This is a genomic window from Planktothrix paucivesiculata PCC 9631, from assembly GCF_900009265.2.
Taxonomy (GTDB): Bacteria; Cyanobacteriota; Cyanobacteriia; order Cyanobacteriales; family Microcoleaceae; genus Planktothrix; species Planktothrix paucivesiculata.
Window position 1 is genome coordinate 61,714 of record NZ_LR734982.1, and the last position, 19,415, is coordinate 81,128.

A 19,415-nucleotide genomic window follows, 5' to 3' on the forward strand; every position below is an offset into this window, starting at 1 on the left:
AGCAAACGCCAGAAGACCGGAACACTGGAACCTGAAACCATTGATCTGCGTCAGTCAATACAGGAATTTTTTTGAGCAGTTTCGCAAAAGTTGAGGTAATTTAGAGATCAACAATTTCAGGTAAGGGGTAGACGGTCTGCTATTATTTGGACAAGTGGATTTGATAGGGTAGTCAATTTGCGACTACCAAGGGTAAATTTGAACGGGGTAGTGAAAGTCGGTTGGAGAGTTCAATGACAGGATTGTTCAAAGTCGGAGAAACGATTATTACAGCAGAGGATTTACCATCGCTGCTCAAGCGTTATCAGTTAATGCCATTATTTTTGCGAGAAGTGATTTTGGAGCAAGCGATCGCTAAGATCACTTGTACAGAAGCGGAACAAGCCGCGGCCGTCGAACGATTTGAAAGTCAACACCAACTCACTTCCCCGGAAGCAAAAGCCGCTTGGTTAGCCGCCTATGATATGACCCCAGAACAACTTGTGGAAATGGCAGAACGCCCCGTGAAAGTTGAAAAATTTAAACAAGAAACTTGGAGTGGTCGAGTCGAGAATTATTTTTTGACTCGTAAAGGTGGTTTAGATCAAGTTGTATATTCTTTAATTCGGACTAAAAATCCTGGTTTAGCCCAAGAACTCTATTTTAGAATTGCGGAGGGGGAAAATTCTTTTGCTGAAGTTGCCAAGGATCATTCCGAAGGGCCAGAATCCCGTTCAGGTGGAATCCTGGGGCCAGTTCCGGTATCCCAACCTCACCCAGCAATTAGTAAACTTTTATCGGTGAGTCAACCCGGTCAACTGTGGGCACCGCGCCCCTTAGCAGAATGGTTCGTGATTATTCGGTTAGAAAAATTTCTTCCCGCCCAGTTAGATGAATCTATGCGTCGCCGTATGATCGAAGAAATGTTTGAAACTTGGCTACGAGAGCAAATGGCTCAAGTCGGCTCCCTACAACCTGTTCGCACTTCAGTGTCTTCTGTGTCATGACAACATCCGCCGTTTCTCAATCCCAAATTCAGACTTTCCTGGCCGAAACCAGCCCCTTTGATCGGCTTTCGGAAAAGGCACTTCAGAACCTGTTGCCCAAATGCCAACTCCTGGGCTACCGTACCGGACAACCGATCTTTGAGCGGGATAAATTACCGACTCAAATCACGATTATTTATCAAGGACAGGCTCGATTGCTGGGTTTTGATCCCAGGGCGCAACGCCATGTTAGTTTGGGCTTGCTCGGAGCCCGGGAAATTGTCGGTTGGGCAGGGTTAATTCGGGGAGTCCCTTGTGAAACCGCGATCGCTTCAACCGATACGATTTGTATTACGTTGGCAGCGGCGGATTTTCTGCAATGGGTGGTAAAAGAACAGGCTTTTGGAGAAGCCTTCCGAGATCAAGCCGGGTTGAGCGAAGTTTTTGACCTATTAAGCCAACATCTACAGGCTCAGGCTGTTCCGGTTAACAATATCAAGAATTTAGTGGTTGATCTCAGGCAGGATGCCGTTGTGCTGAACTTGGCGGCGGGTAACAAGAAAACCAAGGAATTGACTAACCTGCTTGATCCCAATCGGATTTGGTTAGTTAGTAGTGGAACTTTGGGGGGTTTTGCCCCAGGTAGCCGGTTTTTATTAGAAGAAAGTAGTCCATCCTATAAGGTGGAAGGGCCCGGTGGGGTGCGGTTAGTAGGGCTGCGAGAGCCTGTTTATGAAGTCGAAACCTCGGTAGAAACCTCCGATGCAGAGGTAAGTGTTCAAGACTCGAATAATGGCAACGGTAATCGCAGAATAGACCTATCGGCGGTAACTTCAGCCCCGGAAGTACCCCCGACCCCGGAAACCAATGTGCCGAAATCGGCTCTGAAGTTTCCCGTAGTTCGGGGTAGAGGCAAGATTGACGCGCCTCTAGCCTGCTTTAATATGATTGCCAAGTTCTTCGGAATTAGCTTTAAAAAAGATGTTGTTCGTCGAGTTTTAGATAATCAGTTAGCAACGGTCGGCAATATTAGTTTGCAGGCTTGCGGGGCCGTGACCCAAATGTTGGGAATCAATGGTCAGTTAGTCCAGGTGCCATCTAAAGCCATTGGTCGCCTCAAAGCCCCAGCCATGGTGGTCTGGAAAGATAGTTTTGCCATTCTGTATAGCATTACCGAACGGGAAATCATCCTGGCATCCCCGGAAAAGGGTTTAGCCCGGATGCGTCCGGGGCAGTTTGCGGAAATTTGGGGTGAGGAGGGACAGGTACTCCTGTTACAAGCGCCCCGAGTTGACCAAAAAGAACAATTTAGCTTCTGGTGGTTTTTACCCGCCTTGATGGAGCATCGAGCAACATTTGTGGAGGTGTTGCTGTCTTCGTTTTTCATCCAAGTGTTCGGTTTAGTTAACCCCTTAGTCAGTATGGTGATCATCGATGCGGTGATCGGACAACAGAACTTAGACGCTCTGAATATCCTGGGGATTCTACTTTTAGGGTTTGCGCTGTTTGAAGGGTTATTGACGGCATTACGAACCTATCTATTTGTGGATAGCTCCAACCGCGTTGATATCAAACTGACGGCGGAAATCATCGACCATATGTTGCGGCTGCCCTTGGGCTACTTTGATAGCCGCCAGGTCGGGGACTTGATGAGTCGTTTTAACGAGTTGGGAAATATCCGTAACTTCCTAACAGGGACAGCCTTAACGGTGGTTTTGGATGCGGTGTTCTCGGTGGTCTACATCGCCGTGATGTTCGCCCTGAGTCCAACTCTGACCCTGGTGGCTTTAGCTCCCCTACCCCTATTTGCTGGAATTATTTTTGTCTTCTCGCCGGTGATTATGCGGTTAATCCGCAAACGGGCGGCTTTGGCGGGGGCGTCCATGGCCTATATTGTGGAAGTTATTAGTGGAATTCAAACGATTAAATCCCAAACTATTGAACTAACAGCCCGTTGGCGGTGGCAAGGAATGTATGCCCGTTTCATGAGTGCGAGTTTACAAACCACCCTCACCCAAACGGCTGCGGGAACCATGAGTGACTTCCTGAATAAAATTGGGGGGATTGCCCTGTTATGGGTGGGAGCCTATCTCGTGATTGAACAGCAGTTGACCATCGGGGGATTAATTGCCTTTCGGATTATCTCTGGAAACGTCACAGGCTCGTTATTACGGTTTATTAGTGTTTATCAACAGATCCAAGAGGTATCGATTTCGGTGGAACGGTTGCGGGATATTATTGATACCCTTCCTGAAGCCGATGAAGCCGATCGCAATAATATTCCATTACCTGAAATTAATGGATCAGTTACCTTTGAGGAGGTGTCTTTCCGATTTAATCCCACGGGGCCACTGCAACTGGCTAACATCAATTTAGATTTTCCCTCTGGGTCATTCGTGGCAATTGTGGGGTTGAGTGGATCGGGTAAAAGTACCCTGATGAAGTTATTGCAGCGTCTATATGCTCCCCTATCGGGACGAATTTTAATTGATGGCTACGATATTAATAAAGTGGAACTCTATTCTGTCCGCCGTCAATTGGGGGTGGTGTTGCAGGATACCCTCCTATTTAACGGAACGGTTCAGGATAACATCGGTTTGAGTAACCCCGAAGCCAGTAGCGACGAAATTATTCGAGCTGCTAAAATTGCTGCTGCCCATGATTTTATTATGGGTCTTCCCAATGGTTACAATACCCAGGTTGGAGAAAGGGGATCGGCTTTATCGGGGGGACAACGACAACGGGTTGCTATTGCCCGCACGGTATTACAAAATCCTAAACTGTTAATTTTGGATGAAGCCACCAGCGCCCTAGACTATCAATCGGAACGGGCTGTCATCAATCACTTAATGGATGTCTTTCACGATCGCACGGTCTTTTTTATTACTCACCGTCTGAGTGCCGTCAAAAACGCCGATGTAATTATTATGATGGATCAAGGGTCTGTAGTTGAGCAGGGAAATCATGATGAGTTAGTTGCCCTGAAAGGACGTTATTACTGCCTGTATCAACAACAGGACGCTCCTACTTAATTAAAAACCCTGAGAAATCGGGTTTGTGATCAAGATTATCGGTAACAAACACAAGATTTATAGAGAAACCCGATTTCTGATCAATTTATCTTTCTGTTAGAAACCCTGTTTCTAGTTGCTGTTTACCCATTAATATTTATGAAATCTGTATCACTTATTGATCAACCGGTTATTCTTGAGAAACCTGCGATGTGGTCTCATCTGTTTCTCTGGTTGATTATGTTAATCACCACATCAGGCGTGGTTTGGGCTTATTTTTCTCAGGTTGAACAAACAGTTCCCGCCGTGGGTGAACTCGAATATAAAGAGGGTGCTAGGGAAATTCAAGCCCCAATAACCGGAGCCGTGGTTAGACTGCACGTTGAAAATGGCGATCGCGTTCAGAAAAACCAACCGCTTTTAACCTTTAGTCAAACAAACCCTAGTGCGGATATTAAATCTTTAGCTAAATTGCAAGGGACTCTTAATCAAGAAAACGAATTCTATAAGAATATTATTCAGGGGAATGGTCGAGGAACTTTACCCCCGGAATGGGAAACCATGGTTAAAGATCGAGATACCCGAATCCAAGAAAATGAAGTTTTGAGTTCTTTGATTAATGAACTTTATAATAATCAAGGTCGAACGGTTAACTATAGTTCTGCTCAGGCGGGTTTAGTTACTAATTACCGAGCGGAATATCAATCCCGTGTGTCGGCGGTGGAAGGGCGAATTGTTGAATTTAATAAACAACTCGAACAAACAGAAAATTCAATTCGGGCAACCCGAGAACAGGTGAACTATGCCACTAATCAAATTCGCTATTCTGAAGAACAATTGAACTCAGCCCGGGATCAACTGGATAAGTCTCAAGAAGGTTTAGATCTAAACCAATCAATTTTGGATCAAATTGCTCCCTTAGTTGATGAAGGAGCCATGTCTGACCTGAATAAAAAACGTCAGGAACAAGAGATTTTAAGAAGCCAAAATGAATTTTTACGACAACAGGATCAAATCACAACCCGTCAAAGTGAAATTAACGCGCGTAAAGGTGATGTGGAAAAACAGCAAGCTGAAATTAAACGATTAGAAGATGAAAAACAAAAAGTTTTAGCTTCTATTGAACGAACCCAAAAAGAATTGCAAAATACGAAAGATGCTTGGGCGAAAGAACTGTATTTTCGCGTTGAAGAAAACAAAAAACAGATTGCTAGTATTGACTCTCAACTGAGTCGATATAAACTGGAAAATGAGAAACGATTAGGCGATGTTACGGCTCAACTAGAAAAAGTTGAAGAACAGCGTGATACTCAAGTTTTACGTTCACCAGTGGCGGGGGTGATTTATGATTTACAACCCTCAACCAAACAGGATTCTGAAGTCGATATGAATAAGGATGAAATTTGCAATTATGTGAATGAGCAAGTATTAAAATCCGGTGATCCGAAAATGAAGCGTTGTAATGAGGCTTATTATGAAGCTCAACAAACAGAAAAATTGATGCAAATTTTAGCCGATGATAAAGGACTCGAAGGCACAATTTTTATTAAAAATACAGATTTGGCTTTAGTTTTAAATGCTTTGAGAGTTAAACGCAAATTCTTACAGCCCTATGATGGAAAAACCGTCGCTGGAGAAGTGATTGAATGTAAAGCAGAAAAAGATTGTATTTGTCCAGATTCTCCAGAAGCTCGAGCAGAAATTGGGATTACTGATCCGGATTGTATTCCCGTGGAAGTCACCATTGATGCTTTTCCCAACGATCAATTTGGGATGGTTTCTGGACAGTTAAAATGGCTGAGTCAAGATGCAATTAAACCCGACCAGGAAAAAGGCCGTCAGTATTTTTCGTTTAAAGGAAAAGTGAAATTGGATAAACAAAGCTTTATCTTAGACGAAGATAAAAATATTAAGATTGGTTTGCAGTCGGGGATGTCCGTAAATACTAAGATTAATGTCGGTAAACGCTCGGTGTTAGATATCTTCTTAAACCGCTTTACCGGTCGGATCAACAGTATCACCAACTTGAAGTAGTTTTAATCAGTAGAGACGCGCCATGGCGCGTCTCTACCTGTTATTGAATTGATAGTTAATGGCTCAAAAATCCTCCTCTTCTGTCACTTTTCCTGCTGTTATTTTATGGCTAATGTATTTAATCCCTATTTTGGGAGTAACTGGATTTATTATTTGTTTTGGGGTGAATGTTCCCTTTTATGATCAGTGGGTTATACCTGCTTTATTTGAAAAAACAGCCACGGGAACATTACAATTTAAAGACTTATTTGAACTCCATAACAACCATCGCATCCTATTTCCTCGCTTGATTTTTATTGTTTTAGGATTTTTTTCAAGTTGGAATATTAAATTAGAGCTTTTTTTTAGTTTGGGATTGGCAATATTAACCTTTGTATTGTTATATAAAATTTCTGCTAATTCCTCAAAAAATCAAAACTATTTCTTTCATTTTACCAATTTATTAACGGCTTTAATCTTTTTCTCTTTAGCTCAATCGGAAAATTGGCTTTGGGGATTTCAAATTGCTATATTTTTAATCAATTTTTGTGTAATTCTCAGTTGTTTTATTTTAAATAATAATAAAATTAAGCCTAAAAAAAAGTTGTTATTTGCTGCGATTCTTTGTTTGATTGCCAGTTTTTCATCTGCCCAAGGTTTAATGAGTTGGTTGGCTTTAATACCTGGGGTTATAGTGATTTCAGAATCAGGGAATCAACGAAAAAAATACCTGACTTTTTGGATAACTTTATTTTTACTTTCCAGTTTAATTTACTCCATTGGATACACTCAAGAACCCAAAACGATTAATCTTTCGCTCCTAGAAAAGTTATTGACTCTGATTCAATTCTTTTTTAATGTGATTGCTGTACCCCTAACAAATTCTCAAAATTTTAGTATTTGGATCGGAATAATTATTGTCTTTAATTTTATTATTTTAGGAAGTTACTGTCTGATTAATCGAAAAAACAAAAAATATTTAATAAAATTATGCTCTCCTTGGTTTTCGATTGGAATATTTTCTATCCTATGTTCACTTTTAATAACATTAGGTCGTTATAGTTATGGGGCAAATTATGCTATTTATACATCTCGATATACCAGCCATTCTTTACTATTAATTATTGCTGTTATTCAACTTTGGTTTATTATTATTTCAGAAGGTAATTTTTATTTTAAAAATTATTATCCCAAACTCATTTATAGTTTTATCGGAGGAATTTTAGTTTGTTTAATTGCGGTAAAATCAGAAATAGCGATCGCTCAAGCCCAAACGGATATCATTAATAAACAACGGGGAGAAACCTGTTTAGAACTAATTAACTATTTAGAAAACTCAAAATTCTTTAAAACCGATCCTGAACGCTGCTTATTAAGATTAAGTAAAACCACTTGGTGGATTCAAGATGGAGTTAAACAACTTCAGACCGTTAATCTCAGAAATTGGGCAAATAATATCACATTCAAAACAGAATCAGAACAACTTTATGGTTATATTGATTTTCCCTTATCCCGTGAGCAACCTTTAAAACTCAAACCCCAAGATTCCTTCACCTTAAAAGGATGGGCAATTTTTCCCGAGCAACAAAATCAGCCGCAACTCGTCTTTTTTTCCCAGGGAAATCAACGCTCTTTTTTTGCCCAAGCTAATGTGGGTTTGAATAGTCCAGATATTGCTCAAGTTTTGGATTCTCCACTATATGATTATGCGCGATGGGAAGTTACAATTCCTGCTGTACAATTGCATCAAGGGAGGGGAAACATAACGATTAAAGCCTGGGTCTATAATCCTGATGGGAATGAGTTTATACCCTTGCGCGGAGCAGTCAAGATTATGCTTGAAAAAAACTAACCTTTAATTCCGTTTTGATCAAGTAGCAAGAATTTGGTACAATATTTAGTCGCTGATCACAATTCTACCTAAACATGACTATTACTCCTACAAAAATTCCAGATGTTTTTATCATCGAACCCAAAGTTTTTGGGGATGAAAGAGGCTTTTTCTTTGAAAGTTTTAACCAGAAAAATTTTACCGAAAAAACAGGAATTACCTCGGAGTTTGTACAAGACAATCATTCTCGTTCTGTTAAAGGTGTTTTGAGAGGTTTACATTATCAAATACAACAAACTCAAGGTAAATTATTGCGTGTTGTTGCCGGGGAAATTTTTGATGTTGCCGTAGATATGAGAAAAAGTTCTCCAACTTTTGGAGAGTGGGTTGGTTGCATTCTCAGTGCAGAAAATAAGCGACAATTTTGGGTTCCACCGGGATTTGCCCATGGCTTTTTAGTAACTTCAGAAATTGCTGAAGTATTATATAAAACCACCGACTATTATGCACCCAACTATGAGCGATCTTTGCTTTGGAATGATCCTGACGTTGGCATTGATTGGCCCTTAGAGGGAATTACACCGATTTTGTCGGCAAAAGATCAAGCAGGTCAACCTTTGAAAACGGCGGAATTTTTCTCATGAAACCCATTTTATTGATCGGAAAAGATGGTCAACTCGGTCAAGAATTGCAGCCTTTCCTCACTTCCATGGGGTCATTAGTGAGTGTCGGACGAGATACCCTTGATTTATCTCAAACTCAAGAAATTGCAAGGTTAATTGAGAAAATACAACCGGAATGGGTGATTAATGCCGCCGCTTATACCGCAGTAGATAAGGCGGAAAGTGAACCGGAATTAGCCCTAAAAATCAATGGAATTGCACCCGGTATTTTAGCTAAAAGCTGTCAGCAATTAGATGCAACATTGATTCACATTTCCACGGATTATGTCTTTGATGGAACCCAAAGCCATCCCTATATTGAAACCGATCCGACTCACCCTTTAGGTGTTTATGGAGAATCAAAATTAGCCGGAGAAATGGCAATTCAAGCAACCCAAGCTAAATTTGCAATTCTGCGAACAGCCTGGGTTTATGGTGTAGGTGGAACCGGAAATTTTGTCAAAACCATGTTACGGTTGGGCAAAGACCGGGAAGAAATTCGGGTGGTCAGTGATCAGGTGGGAAGTCCGACTTGGACGGGAGATTTAGCCCAATCTATTGTGCAATTAATGCCTCTTTTGAATCCCGAAACCTACGGAATTTATCACTGTACTAATAGTGGTGTGACCAGTTGGTATGATTTTGCGATCGCCATTTTTGAAGAAGCCAAACTATTAGGTTTTCCTCTTAAAATTGAGCGCGTTATTCCTATTACCACCGCCGAATATCCAACGCCAGCAACTCGTCCCGCCTATTCAGTTTTAAGTGGGAAAAAATTAGCAAATCTTCTGGGAAATCATACCCCTCAATGGCGGCAAGGACTGCGGAAAATGTTACAGGAATTAAAACCGTAGAGATGTTCCATGGAATGTCTCTACAGGATGTTTTCAGAAATTCTAAACTGATGAATTGTCTATTAACCCCTAACGATTAATTATGAAAGCACTGATTCTTTCCGGTGGAAAAGGAACAAGATTACGCCCCTTGACCTATACGGGTGCAAAACAATTAGTTCCCGTCGCCAATAAACCGATTTTATGGTATGGAATTGAAGGAATTGTGGCGGCTGGAATTACAGAAATTGGGATTATTATTAGTCCAGAAACTGGAGAAGAAGTTAAAAATTTAACGGGGAATGGCGATCGCTTTGGGGCAAAAATCACCTATATTTTACAAGATCAACCCGCCGGACTCGCCCATGCGGTGAAAGTGGCTCAACCCTTTTTAGGGGACTCTCCTTTTATTATGTATTTGGGAGATAACTTAATTGAAAGTCAACTGAGTCAGTTTTCTGAACGGTTTAAACAGCAACAACTCGATGCTTTAATTCTACTCAGAACAGTCAGTAATCCCAGTGCCTTTGGGGTAGCCGTTGTTGATGATCAAGGACGGGTTTTAAAGTTAATTGAAAAGCCTAAAGTTCCGCCATCAAATTTAGCTTTAGTTGGGGTTTATTTTTTTGATAAAACCATTCATGAGGCGATCGCTAAAATTCAACCTTCTCCCAGAGGAGAACTAGAAATTACCGATGCTATTCAACAACTGATTGATGATCGCAAAAGTGTAGAAGCTTGTACCTTAGAAGGGTGGTGGTTAGATACAGGAAAAAAAGATGATTTACTAAGCGCCAATCAGATTATTTTAGATTCCTGTATTACCTACGATGTAGCCGTAGAAATAGACGAAAAAAGTCAAATCTTAGGACGGGTTAAAATTGGTAAAGGTACAAAATTAATCAACTGTAGTGTGCGGGGGCCGGTGATTATTGGGGAAAATTGCCATTTAGAAAATTGCTTTGTTGGCCCCTATAGTAGTATTGACAATAAAGTCACTTTAATTGATGCAGAAATCGAGCATAGTGTACTCTTGAGTGAGGCTAAAATTATTGGGATTAATCAACGCATTGTAGATACAGTTATTGGTCGTCGAGCCAGTTTAAGTACCGCACCTCAAAGACCTAAAGCCCTACGGTTTATGATTGGAGATGATAGTCAAGTTGAATTAGCGTGATTTACTGGATAACGGTTAATTATTACTCCACCGAATTAATTCAAAGGTTAATTAATTCTCTCGTAGAGACGTGCCACGGCGCGTCTCCACAGGGGATAAATTATCAAATAATTATCATTAACAATTCTCCCGACGATCTCTCTATTTATCGTCTAAAATCTCCGTATGTTGTAGTATTTGACGCACCTGAAAATATTGGATTTGGTCGAGCTTGTAATCTGGGCTTAACTTGGGTTTATCAACAAGATTCTCAAGCTATTGTGTGGTTAATTAATCCCGATGCGTATTTATCTAAAAATGCCCTATCCCCAGGAATTGAATTATTTAAAAATTACCCAGAATTATCTATTTTAGGAACAGTTATTTACAATTCTAAAGGAGAATTAGAGTTTACAGAAGGACAATTTAACCCCAAAACAGGCATAATTAAGGTCTGTAATCAACTATCAGAAACCTTACAAAATCAACCTTACCAGTTAACAGATTGGGTATCGGGATGCAGTCTATTAATTAATTTAAAAAACTTTAGAGAATGTCCTCAATTTGATTCTAACTATTTTCTCTATTATGAAGATTTTGATTTCTGTTTAAGGTATCGAAACCAAGGACATCAAATTGGGATTACTGCACAAATTCAAGTATTTCATCAAACTTCATCCATTACCCAAAGAAACCCTAACCTTAAACTTCAATACAGTATTTACAGTTACCTCCTCAGTCTTCATAAACATACCCGTAAAGCTGTTCTGCTCTACTGGTTATTTAGAATTAGTTTTGTAGGTTTAATTACCATCTTAATTACTCCTCAAAAATCTTGGTATAAACTCAAAGGGGTTATAAATTTTATTGTTGATAATATCAAAAATAAGCTATTATAGATTTAGTAATATTTTCAATTATAGATTTTTTATGAGTAATTCACTCTTGATTAATTTATCATTTTTAATTCCTGAACCCACGGGAATATCTATTTATGCTAGTCATATTTTACCCGCTTTAAAACCTCTGCAACCTACCTTATTAACCTCTCAAGAAAAACCCGATTATTCTTGTTATTCCGTTCCCAATAATATGACCCCCGACCAAGGAACAAAGGGACATCTCAGGAGGTTAATTTGGACACAGTTTAAACTCCCTAAAATTTATCAGCAATTAAAGGGAAATTTGATATTTTCTCCAGTTACAGAAGCCCCTTTATATTCAGGATGTCGGTCAATTGTAATGGCTCATGATTTGATTCCATTAAGATTTCCGAGGCGAGGTTCTCGGTTAACAGCTTATTTTAAATATTATATTCCCTTGGTATTATCTCAAGCCGAACATATTGTCTGTAATTCCATCGCAACGGCTCAAGATTTAATCGAATTTTTTAACATTCCAGAACAGAAAATTACACCCATTCCCCTCGCCTACAACCCGCAACGATTTCAATTTTTAGACTTACCAACCCGCAATTATTTTCTCTATATTGGTCGTCATGATGCTCATAAAAATGTGTCCCGATTAATTAATGCTTTTGCCGGGTTAAAAAAACCATCAGACTATGAATTATGGTTAGCTGGCCCAACGGATGAAACTTATACCCCGGAACTGAAAAGGCAAGTTCAAGAGTTAGAATTAACTCAAAAAGTAAAGTTTTTAAATTATGTTCCTACCAATGAATTAACCACAATAATTAATCAAGCCATTGCTGTTGTTTTTCCCAGTCTTTGGGAGGGGTTTGGTTTCCCGGTTTTAGAAGCCATGGCTTGCGGAACTCCCGTGATTACTTCTAACCTATCTTCCTTACCGGAAGTGGGGGGAAAGGCGGCATTATATGTTAATCCTTATCAAGTAGAAGAAATTACAGAAGCCATGGAAACCTTAGCTAATAGTACAGAAATGCGATCGCATTTAAGACAATTAGGATTAACACAAGTTAAACAATTTAGTTGGGAAAAAACTGGAGAAAAAACAGCAGAAGTGATTCAAAAATATTTATAATATCTGTCGTTGCTAGGTTTAATCCATTGATTACAACTTAATCTTAGAGTAGAGATGTCGCACTACTGCGTAAGGTCTATAGCAATTTTTAAGGGATACTCAGGTTTAAACTTTTCCTTTAAAATTATTTCTATCAGAGGCAACCATAGAGTCTCAATTTTTAAACTTTTTAAGTTCAGGAATCTTTGTCTGTTGCGTCGGCGACTTTCCATAGGAATCATTTTGCTGACGGGGTGACAACGCCGTTAAAAAGTTGATACAATCAAGGACATAGCCCTTAAGCGCCTGTGAAAAAAAGGCAACTTATCGACTGGGTATATGTGCTGCGACCCAGATTGGATCTATATCCTAGTCTTTTCTGTCACCCGCCCAGTAATCTTTCTTTACATAGTATTGTTTATTTATAGTGCTTCGCGCTGGTCTAGTTACAAGATAGAATAGGATAAACCCAAGAAAAAGAAGTAGTAGATTTTATGGCAATCGGATATAGTGAAGATCTAAGAGTTCGTGCTCTTGCCCCTTAGTGTCTCAATTTCAACCCCATAGAACATAAGTTGAATATAAAATAATTTTATGTATTATGTCCAAAAAAACTCAAAATAATAACTCGATTTTTGGTGTTCAACTTTCTTTATTTGAAAATCAAAGAAAACTCGGTAAACATGGAACATTTATTCCTAATCACAAAGAAATAGTCCACCGTTGGTATCCTTATATCGAAGGTTTTTCTTCAGAATTTGCCAAAAGCATTATTGATAATTTTTGTATTGGTAATCGGGTATATGATCCCTTTGCGGGAACAGGGACTACAGTTAATGTTGCAGCTTCACTAGGACTTTCTGCTTTCTACTCAGAAGTTAATCCTTTTATGCGCTTAGTCATTGAATGCAAAACAAATGGCTTAAAAACCATGAGAAGTAGGGCTAATATTTTTCTTGAATATATGGATAGAATAGAGGATTATGCGCGGAATCATCTTCCCAGTTTAGATTATGCTCAAAACATCATTGAACAAGCATTTGGAAATAGCATCTATTTCAAAGCATCAAGATTGGTGGAAATTATAGCTTTAAAACAAGCCATAGCAGAATGTGAGTTTCCATGTTTAAGATGTAAAGATTTTGCAAATTTAGCTTTAGGATCAATCGCTGTCTCTTGTAGCGAGATGAAACGCGCTTCTGATTTACGCTACCGTAAAATTAATGAACAACTACCTGAAGATTTTTCAGTATTCAATATATTTAATCAAAAAAAACAGGAAATTTATTCAGATTTAATTCAAAATTATCCCGATTTTATAGATGTTATTTGTTTAGGGGAATCTGCTTTAATTGATTGTTCGACGGATAATGAAATTGACCTAGTATTAACTTCACCCCCTTATCTAAATGGTACTAACTATTTCCGAAATACAAAACTAGAATTGTGGTTGACTAATTTTATCCAAAGCAAAAAGGATTTGGATTTTTTCCGAATTCAAGCATTAGCAGCAGGAATTAATAATATTTCTAAGCGTGGACGGCAACCTATTATTATTCCTGAAGTGGAAGAAGTCGCATATATTTTAGAAAAAGTAACTTATGATCCAAGAATACCTGAATTAGTTAGACGTTATTTTTCAGACTCATGTTTATGGATTCAAAAAATTTATAATCTATTGCGTCCCGGGGGCATGGCAGTTATTGATATTGGCGACTCACGCTTTGCAGGAATTCACATAGCTACCGATCAATTCTTGAAATTGATTGCATCACAGCAAGGATTTTACTGTCATGAAGAACGATTTGTCAGAAGTCGAAAGTCAAAAGACGGAACGGATTTAAAACAAGTCTTACTGATTTTAGAAAAAACTAATCCAAATCGTGTTTGTGTGAAGTTGAACCCGTCTAATGATCAGAATATCAATCAGCTTAACAATGATGAATATAAAAATTTAGCCCAGAAATTTGCCCATTCACTTCCCCATTTGACAAAACCTTACAGTAGCCGAAATTGGGGACATACATTACATTCACTGTGTTCATATCAGGGTAAATTAAAGCCTGCGATTGCTCATTTCTTAATTAAGGAATTTACATCACCAGGAGATTCTGTATTAGACCCCATGTCAGGTTGTGGAACTATTCCTTTAGAATCTTTATTGCAGGGTCGTTATCCTTTGGGTAATGATTTACAAGAACTAGGGTATATTTTAACCAAAGCTAAAGTAGAAAGAGGTACAAATGATGAAGCCTATATTGTTCTTAATGATTTATTGAAATATGTAGACATTTATAAGAATAAACAAAATTTATCTACTTATGCCCATTTTGGTTTTAATGGTAAATTACCTGAATATTTTCACGAAGAAACACTCAAAGAAATATTAGCAGCACGCAATTATGTTCAACTTTACCCCTGTAGTTCCTGGGGGCAATCTTTGGTATACTCCTCTCTACTCCATATTCTTCATGGGAATCGTCCCTATGCTCTCTCGAGACGTTCCCATCCAGTGACTCCTTTCAAACCTTCTGGTAATTTAGATTATCGTCCTTTGGAACCTCGTTTAAAAGCTAAGGTCGAGAGGATGCTCCAACTAGAAGTACCGAAAAATCTTCAATGTGGAATGGCGACACAAGTTCCCTTTTCCCAACTAGATTATTTATATCAAAATACTGTTGATGTAGTGATTACATCACCTCCTTTTGCAGCATCAACACGATTTTCTATTGCTAATTGGATGCGGTTATGGTTTGCGGGTTGGGAGCCTAGTGATTTTAAATCTCGTCAAGAGCAATTCTTAGAATATCAACAACGCAAGTCAATGGATGTTTATGTTGAATTTTTTGATAGTGCTGCCAAATGGTTAAAACCCAGTGGGCGATTAATTATGCACGTTGGTCGGACAGCATCGTGTAATATGGCAGAGGAACTGATAAAACGCTCTGGGGAACATTTTAAACTGATATATTCATTTGACGAAGATATCCTTGGGCGTGAAAAATTCGGAATCCGTGACCAAGGTGCTACACAATCTCACCAATATTTATTTTTAGAAAAAAATCATTAAATATTAACTAAGTGAAATTGTACTGGGTGATCGTCCAGTCTTTTTTTTATATAGTTCAACTAAATCTTCTTCATACCTAGAGGATTTCAGAACATTATGAAGTGATTTCACTATTAAATCAGCAGCTTTCTTGTCGTCTCTATATTTTTGATATTCAGAGTCATCGAGGAAATTATCAAAAAACCAATCTACGCGCTCAAAAAGTGCCCTAACTGCATCTTGATTGATAGGTTTACTTTGAAGATTCTCTAAGGATATACCAGTTTTCTGGGATAGCAATTCTAATTGTTCATTGGTATAAAAATCTATTGGAAATCTGTCACTTTTGGAGCTATTGCAACTAGGGCATAAACAAGTCGCTGTGTTGTCAAGAGGCCACAAATAGGCCAGAGGCAGGGTGTGATCTAAATCCATTTCATTAGGTTTGGATAGTTCGCACCCACACTTAAAACACTGTTTATCAAACTTTTCCCAAATGTGGACATCAAACTCAGTCTTGACATTGATACGATGTTCATGGTAAATCCAGTTTTTACCTAAAAGTTCAGCGACTAAAACTTCTAAAGCCCTTCTGCGTAATGAATCTTCTCTATGCTGCGTACTGTTACGCAATGGATTCAGGGGGGTATTAACAAAAAATTTTTTACAGACCCTACACTCTAATTGATGACCATAATAAGACTTAATTTCATCTACACTATCTTGATTATTCCTGACAATATAATCTTTCAATATAGGGTTTAAATTATCTGACAGTATTTCATATCTTGAAAATGAATTATGTTTACATGGAGCATTCTTGATACAATGGTTACTATAACCAATTGTTTTACGTTCATGTTCTTGTTTTATATTAATTGGTAAAAAGCGATCACAGCGATTACATGATTTACAAACTATGGGCTGACCATCTCCACGATGATTTCCTTCCTCCAGGGTGAACTCCAGACAATCTTCTGTAGGATCTAAATATAAAATTTCAGGAATATAAATATTAGTTTTTTCCTTAAAAATCTGGTATACATCATGTGTAGTCAAGTATTCATTATCTAATACTCCCATCAATAGCCCATAAACACTAACTAAGGCAGAGGTAGAAATAGAACAAGTAAATTTAGTATCACTAATAATTTTGTATTTATCTGGAACTTTTAATTCCTCTATTAAACCTAATCCCTGCCAATACCCTGAATCTAGTTTAAGAATGCTCTGTTTATCTTTTTTTTGTCCATCTTCTTCCCAAGAAAGTTCTAATGTAACCTGACATGATTCTGATGGATATAAATAAATTCCTGCACCTAAAACACCTATGTTTTGATAAAAAAGTTCTACTACAGTCAGTTTTTGATTATTAGCAGTAATAACAATATTGCCATCATCAGGTTCAATTAGATAACTTTTATCTATGAGACAGGTACTCCCTGTTTTACTTCCTGATACCTGAAAGCCACTTCTTTGCCTTGTTGCTCGTCTTTTAGGTGTAAGAAACTTACCAGCCATATTTTAACCTGCTACTTTATTGAGATAGGCGGTCAGAATCATCATTTTTTAATAATTCCTCTGCCTCTTGAATCAGAACATGAGGAGGACACTCTAAAGAGAAAGCAATTAAGGCGATAGTCTTGAGAGAAGCTGATTTAAGACCTCGTTCAATTTCGCTTATATAATTACGATGCAAGCCACACCGCTCGGCCAGTTCTTCTTGGGAAATGTCTACATTTTGACGGCGACCTCTAATAATTTCTCCAAGTGCTCTTTGTAATTTTTCTACTTTTTTGTGTTTCTCCACAGGAATTGATAGTACGGGGAAAAGAGTCGAGAAGCTACAAACTATAGTGTGAATTCCCTGATATGATTATTGTGTACTTATAAGAGGTAAGCGTAATTAAACCTGACTATGTAGAGCAGGAAAATCGTTGCTGTAAATAGCATTCAGTCATACCGGAATAGGGGGATATTCTCGCCCACCTACTTAGTCTGGAAAAAATTTTAAAAAAATTCTGTTGATTTGTTTGATCGCAATTTTCTAAACACAGAAACCGGATTTTCCAGAAAAACCCGGCTCCTCAACGATTATTTCCCGGTTAACTTCTTCAAACTCTCCGCTTCAAAGGGCGCGCCTTTTAACATCCGATTCCAATATAACCAAGGTAAAACATAACGCTTGGCTAACCACATACTATAACGTTCTTCGGTAGGATCAAAAGGAAAACTAGAATCCGGTTTATTCTCGTAGGTAAACTCGGCCATAATCGTTTTTCCATAACCCGTAATTAACGGACAACAGGTATAACCATCATAACTTCCCGTTAGCTTTTGAGCATGAATTAAACTATAGAGATTTTCCACTAAAGCAGGCGCTTGTTTGCGAATTGCCGCCGCCGTTTTAGAAGTAGGTAAAGAAGACGCATCTCCTAATGCAAAAACATTCGGATAAACATTATGTTGTAACGTGGTTTTATTCACATCCACCCATCCCCCAGGTTGCACCGCTAAGGGACTATTCTTAATAAAATCAGGGGAACTCATGGGCGGTGTGACATGAATAAAATCATACTTAATACTGACTTCTTCCACACCGTTATCCGTTGTCACCGCAAAAATTGCTTCCTTTGTTTCCGGTCTAATTGCTTTGAGATTATGTTTATAATTTGCCTGAATATTCCGGCGTTGCACTACTTTTTCTAAGGCTTCACAATAGCCGGGAATCGGGAACATTTTAGCGACCGCCGTACAATACATCACCTGACTTTTTTCCCGCACCCCATTATTGCGGAAGGTATCATCGGCTAAATACATAATTTTTTGGGGTGCTCCGCCACATTTAATCGGTGTGGATGGAAAGGTAAAAATTGCATTTCCGCCTTTGAAATTTTTTAACAATTCCCAAGTATAGGGGGCATATTCCAGGGAATAATTACTGGTGACACCATTTTTACCAATGGCATCTTTTAATCCTTCGATTAAATGCCAATCAATTTGAATCCCCGGACAAACTACTAAGTATTGATAATTAATCCGTTGACCGTCTTTGGTAATGACTAAATTATTTTCGGGTTCAAATTTATCCGCATAAGCTTTAATCCACTTGACACCCGGGGGAATACAGTCTTTTTCATCCTTAATTGTATCTTGAATGTTATAAGCTCCTCCCCCCACTAATGTCCAAGCGGGTTGATAGTAATGTTGCTCCGAGGGTTCAATAATGGCAATATCGAGGTTGGAATTTTTCCGCATCAGTTGGGCGGCGACGGTAATTCCTCCGGCTCCTCCCCCGACAATCACAATTTGATGGCGGGTTATCGGGGTTGTTGGCTCGGAATTTGAAGCTTGCGAGGTTGTACTAGACATAATAGCTTGGGACTTCTGGACTGATCTGCTTATTGAGTGTATCGGGGAAGGGTACTAAATCTCTAATTTATTAACAACTTTTAAGATTTCGGGTTCAAAAGCCCTGCACAAAATAAATTTATAGGAAATTTTATTGAGAATCAATTATTGATAATTAAAAATAATTAATTCTTGGTTTTTGTGATCAAAAAACGATCATGAATATAATTTTTTTAAAATGAATGAATATTTAAAACATAAAAATCTGTTTTTGCAAATCTTAATAAACGTTAATAAAAATTGTTATATTTTTTGATTAATATTTTGATCCCTATTCATGATTCCATGATATAATGGGGTAGTCGATCCAAATTTACTTAATTTCAATATAGCTATCTCATCAATATTAAACGGAGCTAATTTCCTAGATAATGATTGCCAAGTATCAATTTTATTTTCAATAAAACTTTAGAATTAATATAGATTTAAGCCTAAGTTTCATGGGAGTCTGACCGATACAATTTAACTCAGGAAATATACAAATAGTTGATTCCATTTAAT

13 protein-coding genes are annotated in these 19,415 nt (G+C 38.4%); 10 read left to right on the top strand and 3 right to left on the bottom strand.

What is annotated here, in order from left to right; translation table 11 throughout:
* Positions 1-233: 233 nt before the first annotated feature.
* The 10 genes from PL9631_RS00380 to PL9631_RS00425 all read left to right on the top strand — a co-directional run bounded on the left by PL9631_RS00380 (position 234) and on the right by PL9631_RS00425 (position 15,524).
* Positions 234-986, top strand: coding sequence for a peptidylprolyl isomerase (locus PL9631_RS00380; protein ID WP_083616069.1), 753 nt, complete (start codon positions 234-236; stop codon positions 984-986).
* Positions 983-3,997 (top strand): peptidase domain-containing ABC transporter, encoded by a 3,015-nt coding sequence (locus tag PL9631_RS00385; protein WP_083616070.1) that lies wholly within the window; start codon positions 983-985, stop codon positions 3,995-3,997. The genes PL9631_RS00380 and PL9631_RS00385 overlap by 4 nt, the downstream gene beginning before the upstream one ends.
* A gap of 189 nt (positions 3,998-4,186) precedes the next feature.
* On the top strand, positions 4,187-6,010 hold the full coding sequence (locus PL9631_RS00390; RefSeq protein WP_331281236.1) for a chromosome partitioning protein ParA: 1,824 nt from the start codon (positions 4,187-4,189) through the stop codon (positions 6,008-6,010).
* Between the two features lie 58 nt (positions 6,011-6,068).
* Positions 6,069-7,841 carry a hypothetical protein gene (locus PL9631_RS00395; RefSeq protein WP_083616072.1) on the top strand — a complete coding sequence of 591 codons (1,773 nt, stop codon included), beginning with the start codon at positions 6,069-6,071 and terminating at the stop codon, positions 7,839-7,841.
* Between the two features lie 74 nt (positions 7,842-7,915).
* Positions 7,916-8,464 (top strand): dTDP-4-dehydrorhamnose 3,5-epimerase, encoded by a 549-nt coding sequence (gene rfbC, locus PL9631_RS00400; RefSeq protein WP_083616073.1) that lies wholly within the window; start codon positions 7,916-7,918, stop codon positions 8,462-8,464.
* Positions 8,461-9,336, top strand: coding sequence for a dTDP-4-dehydrorhamnose reductase (gene rfbD, locus PL9631_RS00405; protein ID WP_083616074.1), 876 nt, complete (start codon positions 8,461-8,463; stop codon positions 9,334-9,336). The genes rfbC and rfbD overlap by 4 nt, the downstream gene beginning before the upstream one ends.
* An 82-nt stretch (positions 9,337-9,418) precedes the next feature.
* Positions 9,419-10,492 carry a glucose-1-phosphate thymidylyltransferase gene (locus PL9631_RS00410; RefSeq protein ID WP_083616075.1) on the top strand — a complete coding sequence of 358 codons (1,074 nt, stop codon included), beginning with the start codon at positions 9,419-9,421 and terminating at the stop codon, positions 10,490-10,492.
* A complete protein-coding gene (locus tag PL9631_RS00415) occupies positions 10,489-11,370 on the top strand; it encodes a glycosyltransferase family 2 protein (protein WP_083616076.1) in 882 nt (293 codons plus the stop codon). The genes PL9631_RS00410 and PL9631_RS00415 overlap by 4 nt, the downstream gene beginning before the upstream one ends.
* A 31-nt stretch (positions 11,371-11,401) precedes the next feature.
* Positions 11,402-12,475: a glycosyltransferase family 4 protein gene (locus PL9631_RS00420; protein ID WP_083616077.1), complete on the top strand. Its 1,074-nt coding sequence runs from the start codon at positions 11,402-11,404 to the stop codon at positions 12,473-12,475.
* A 580-nt stretch (positions 12,476-13,055) separates the two neighbouring features.
* Positions 13,056-15,524: a DNA methyltransferase gene (locus PL9631_RS00425; protein WP_083616078.1), complete on the top strand. Its 2,469-nt coding sequence runs from the start codon at positions 13,056-13,058 to the stop codon at positions 15,522-15,524.
* A 3-nt stretch (positions 15,525-15,527) separates the two neighbouring features.
* Here the strand turns inward: PL9631_RS00425 and PL9631_RS00430 are convergent, their stop codons facing one another.
* The 3 genes from PL9631_RS00430 to PL9631_RS00440 form a co-directional block, all read right to left on the bottom strand.
* On the bottom strand, positions 15,528-17,024 hold the full coding sequence (locus PL9631_RS00430; RefSeq protein WP_083616079.1) for an HNH endonuclease: 1,497 nt from the start codon (positions 17,022-17,024) through the stop codon (positions 15,528-15,530).
* Positions 17,025-17,040: 16 nt separating this feature from the next.
* Positions 17,041-17,313, bottom strand: a complete 273-nt coding sequence (locus tag PL9631_RS00435; protein WP_083616080.1) for a helix-turn-helix domain-containing protein — start codon at positions 17,311-17,313, stop codon at positions 17,041-17,043.
* A gap of 284 nt (positions 17,314-17,597) precedes the next feature.
* The gene (locus PL9631_RS00440) at positions 17,598-18,875 is read right to left on the bottom strand and encodes an NAD(P)/FAD-dependent oxidoreductase (protein WP_083616081.1); all 1,278 of its coding nucleotides are present in this window, start codon (positions 18,873-18,875) and stop codon (positions 17,598-17,600) included.
* Positions 18,876-19,415 lie beyond the last annotated feature (540 nt).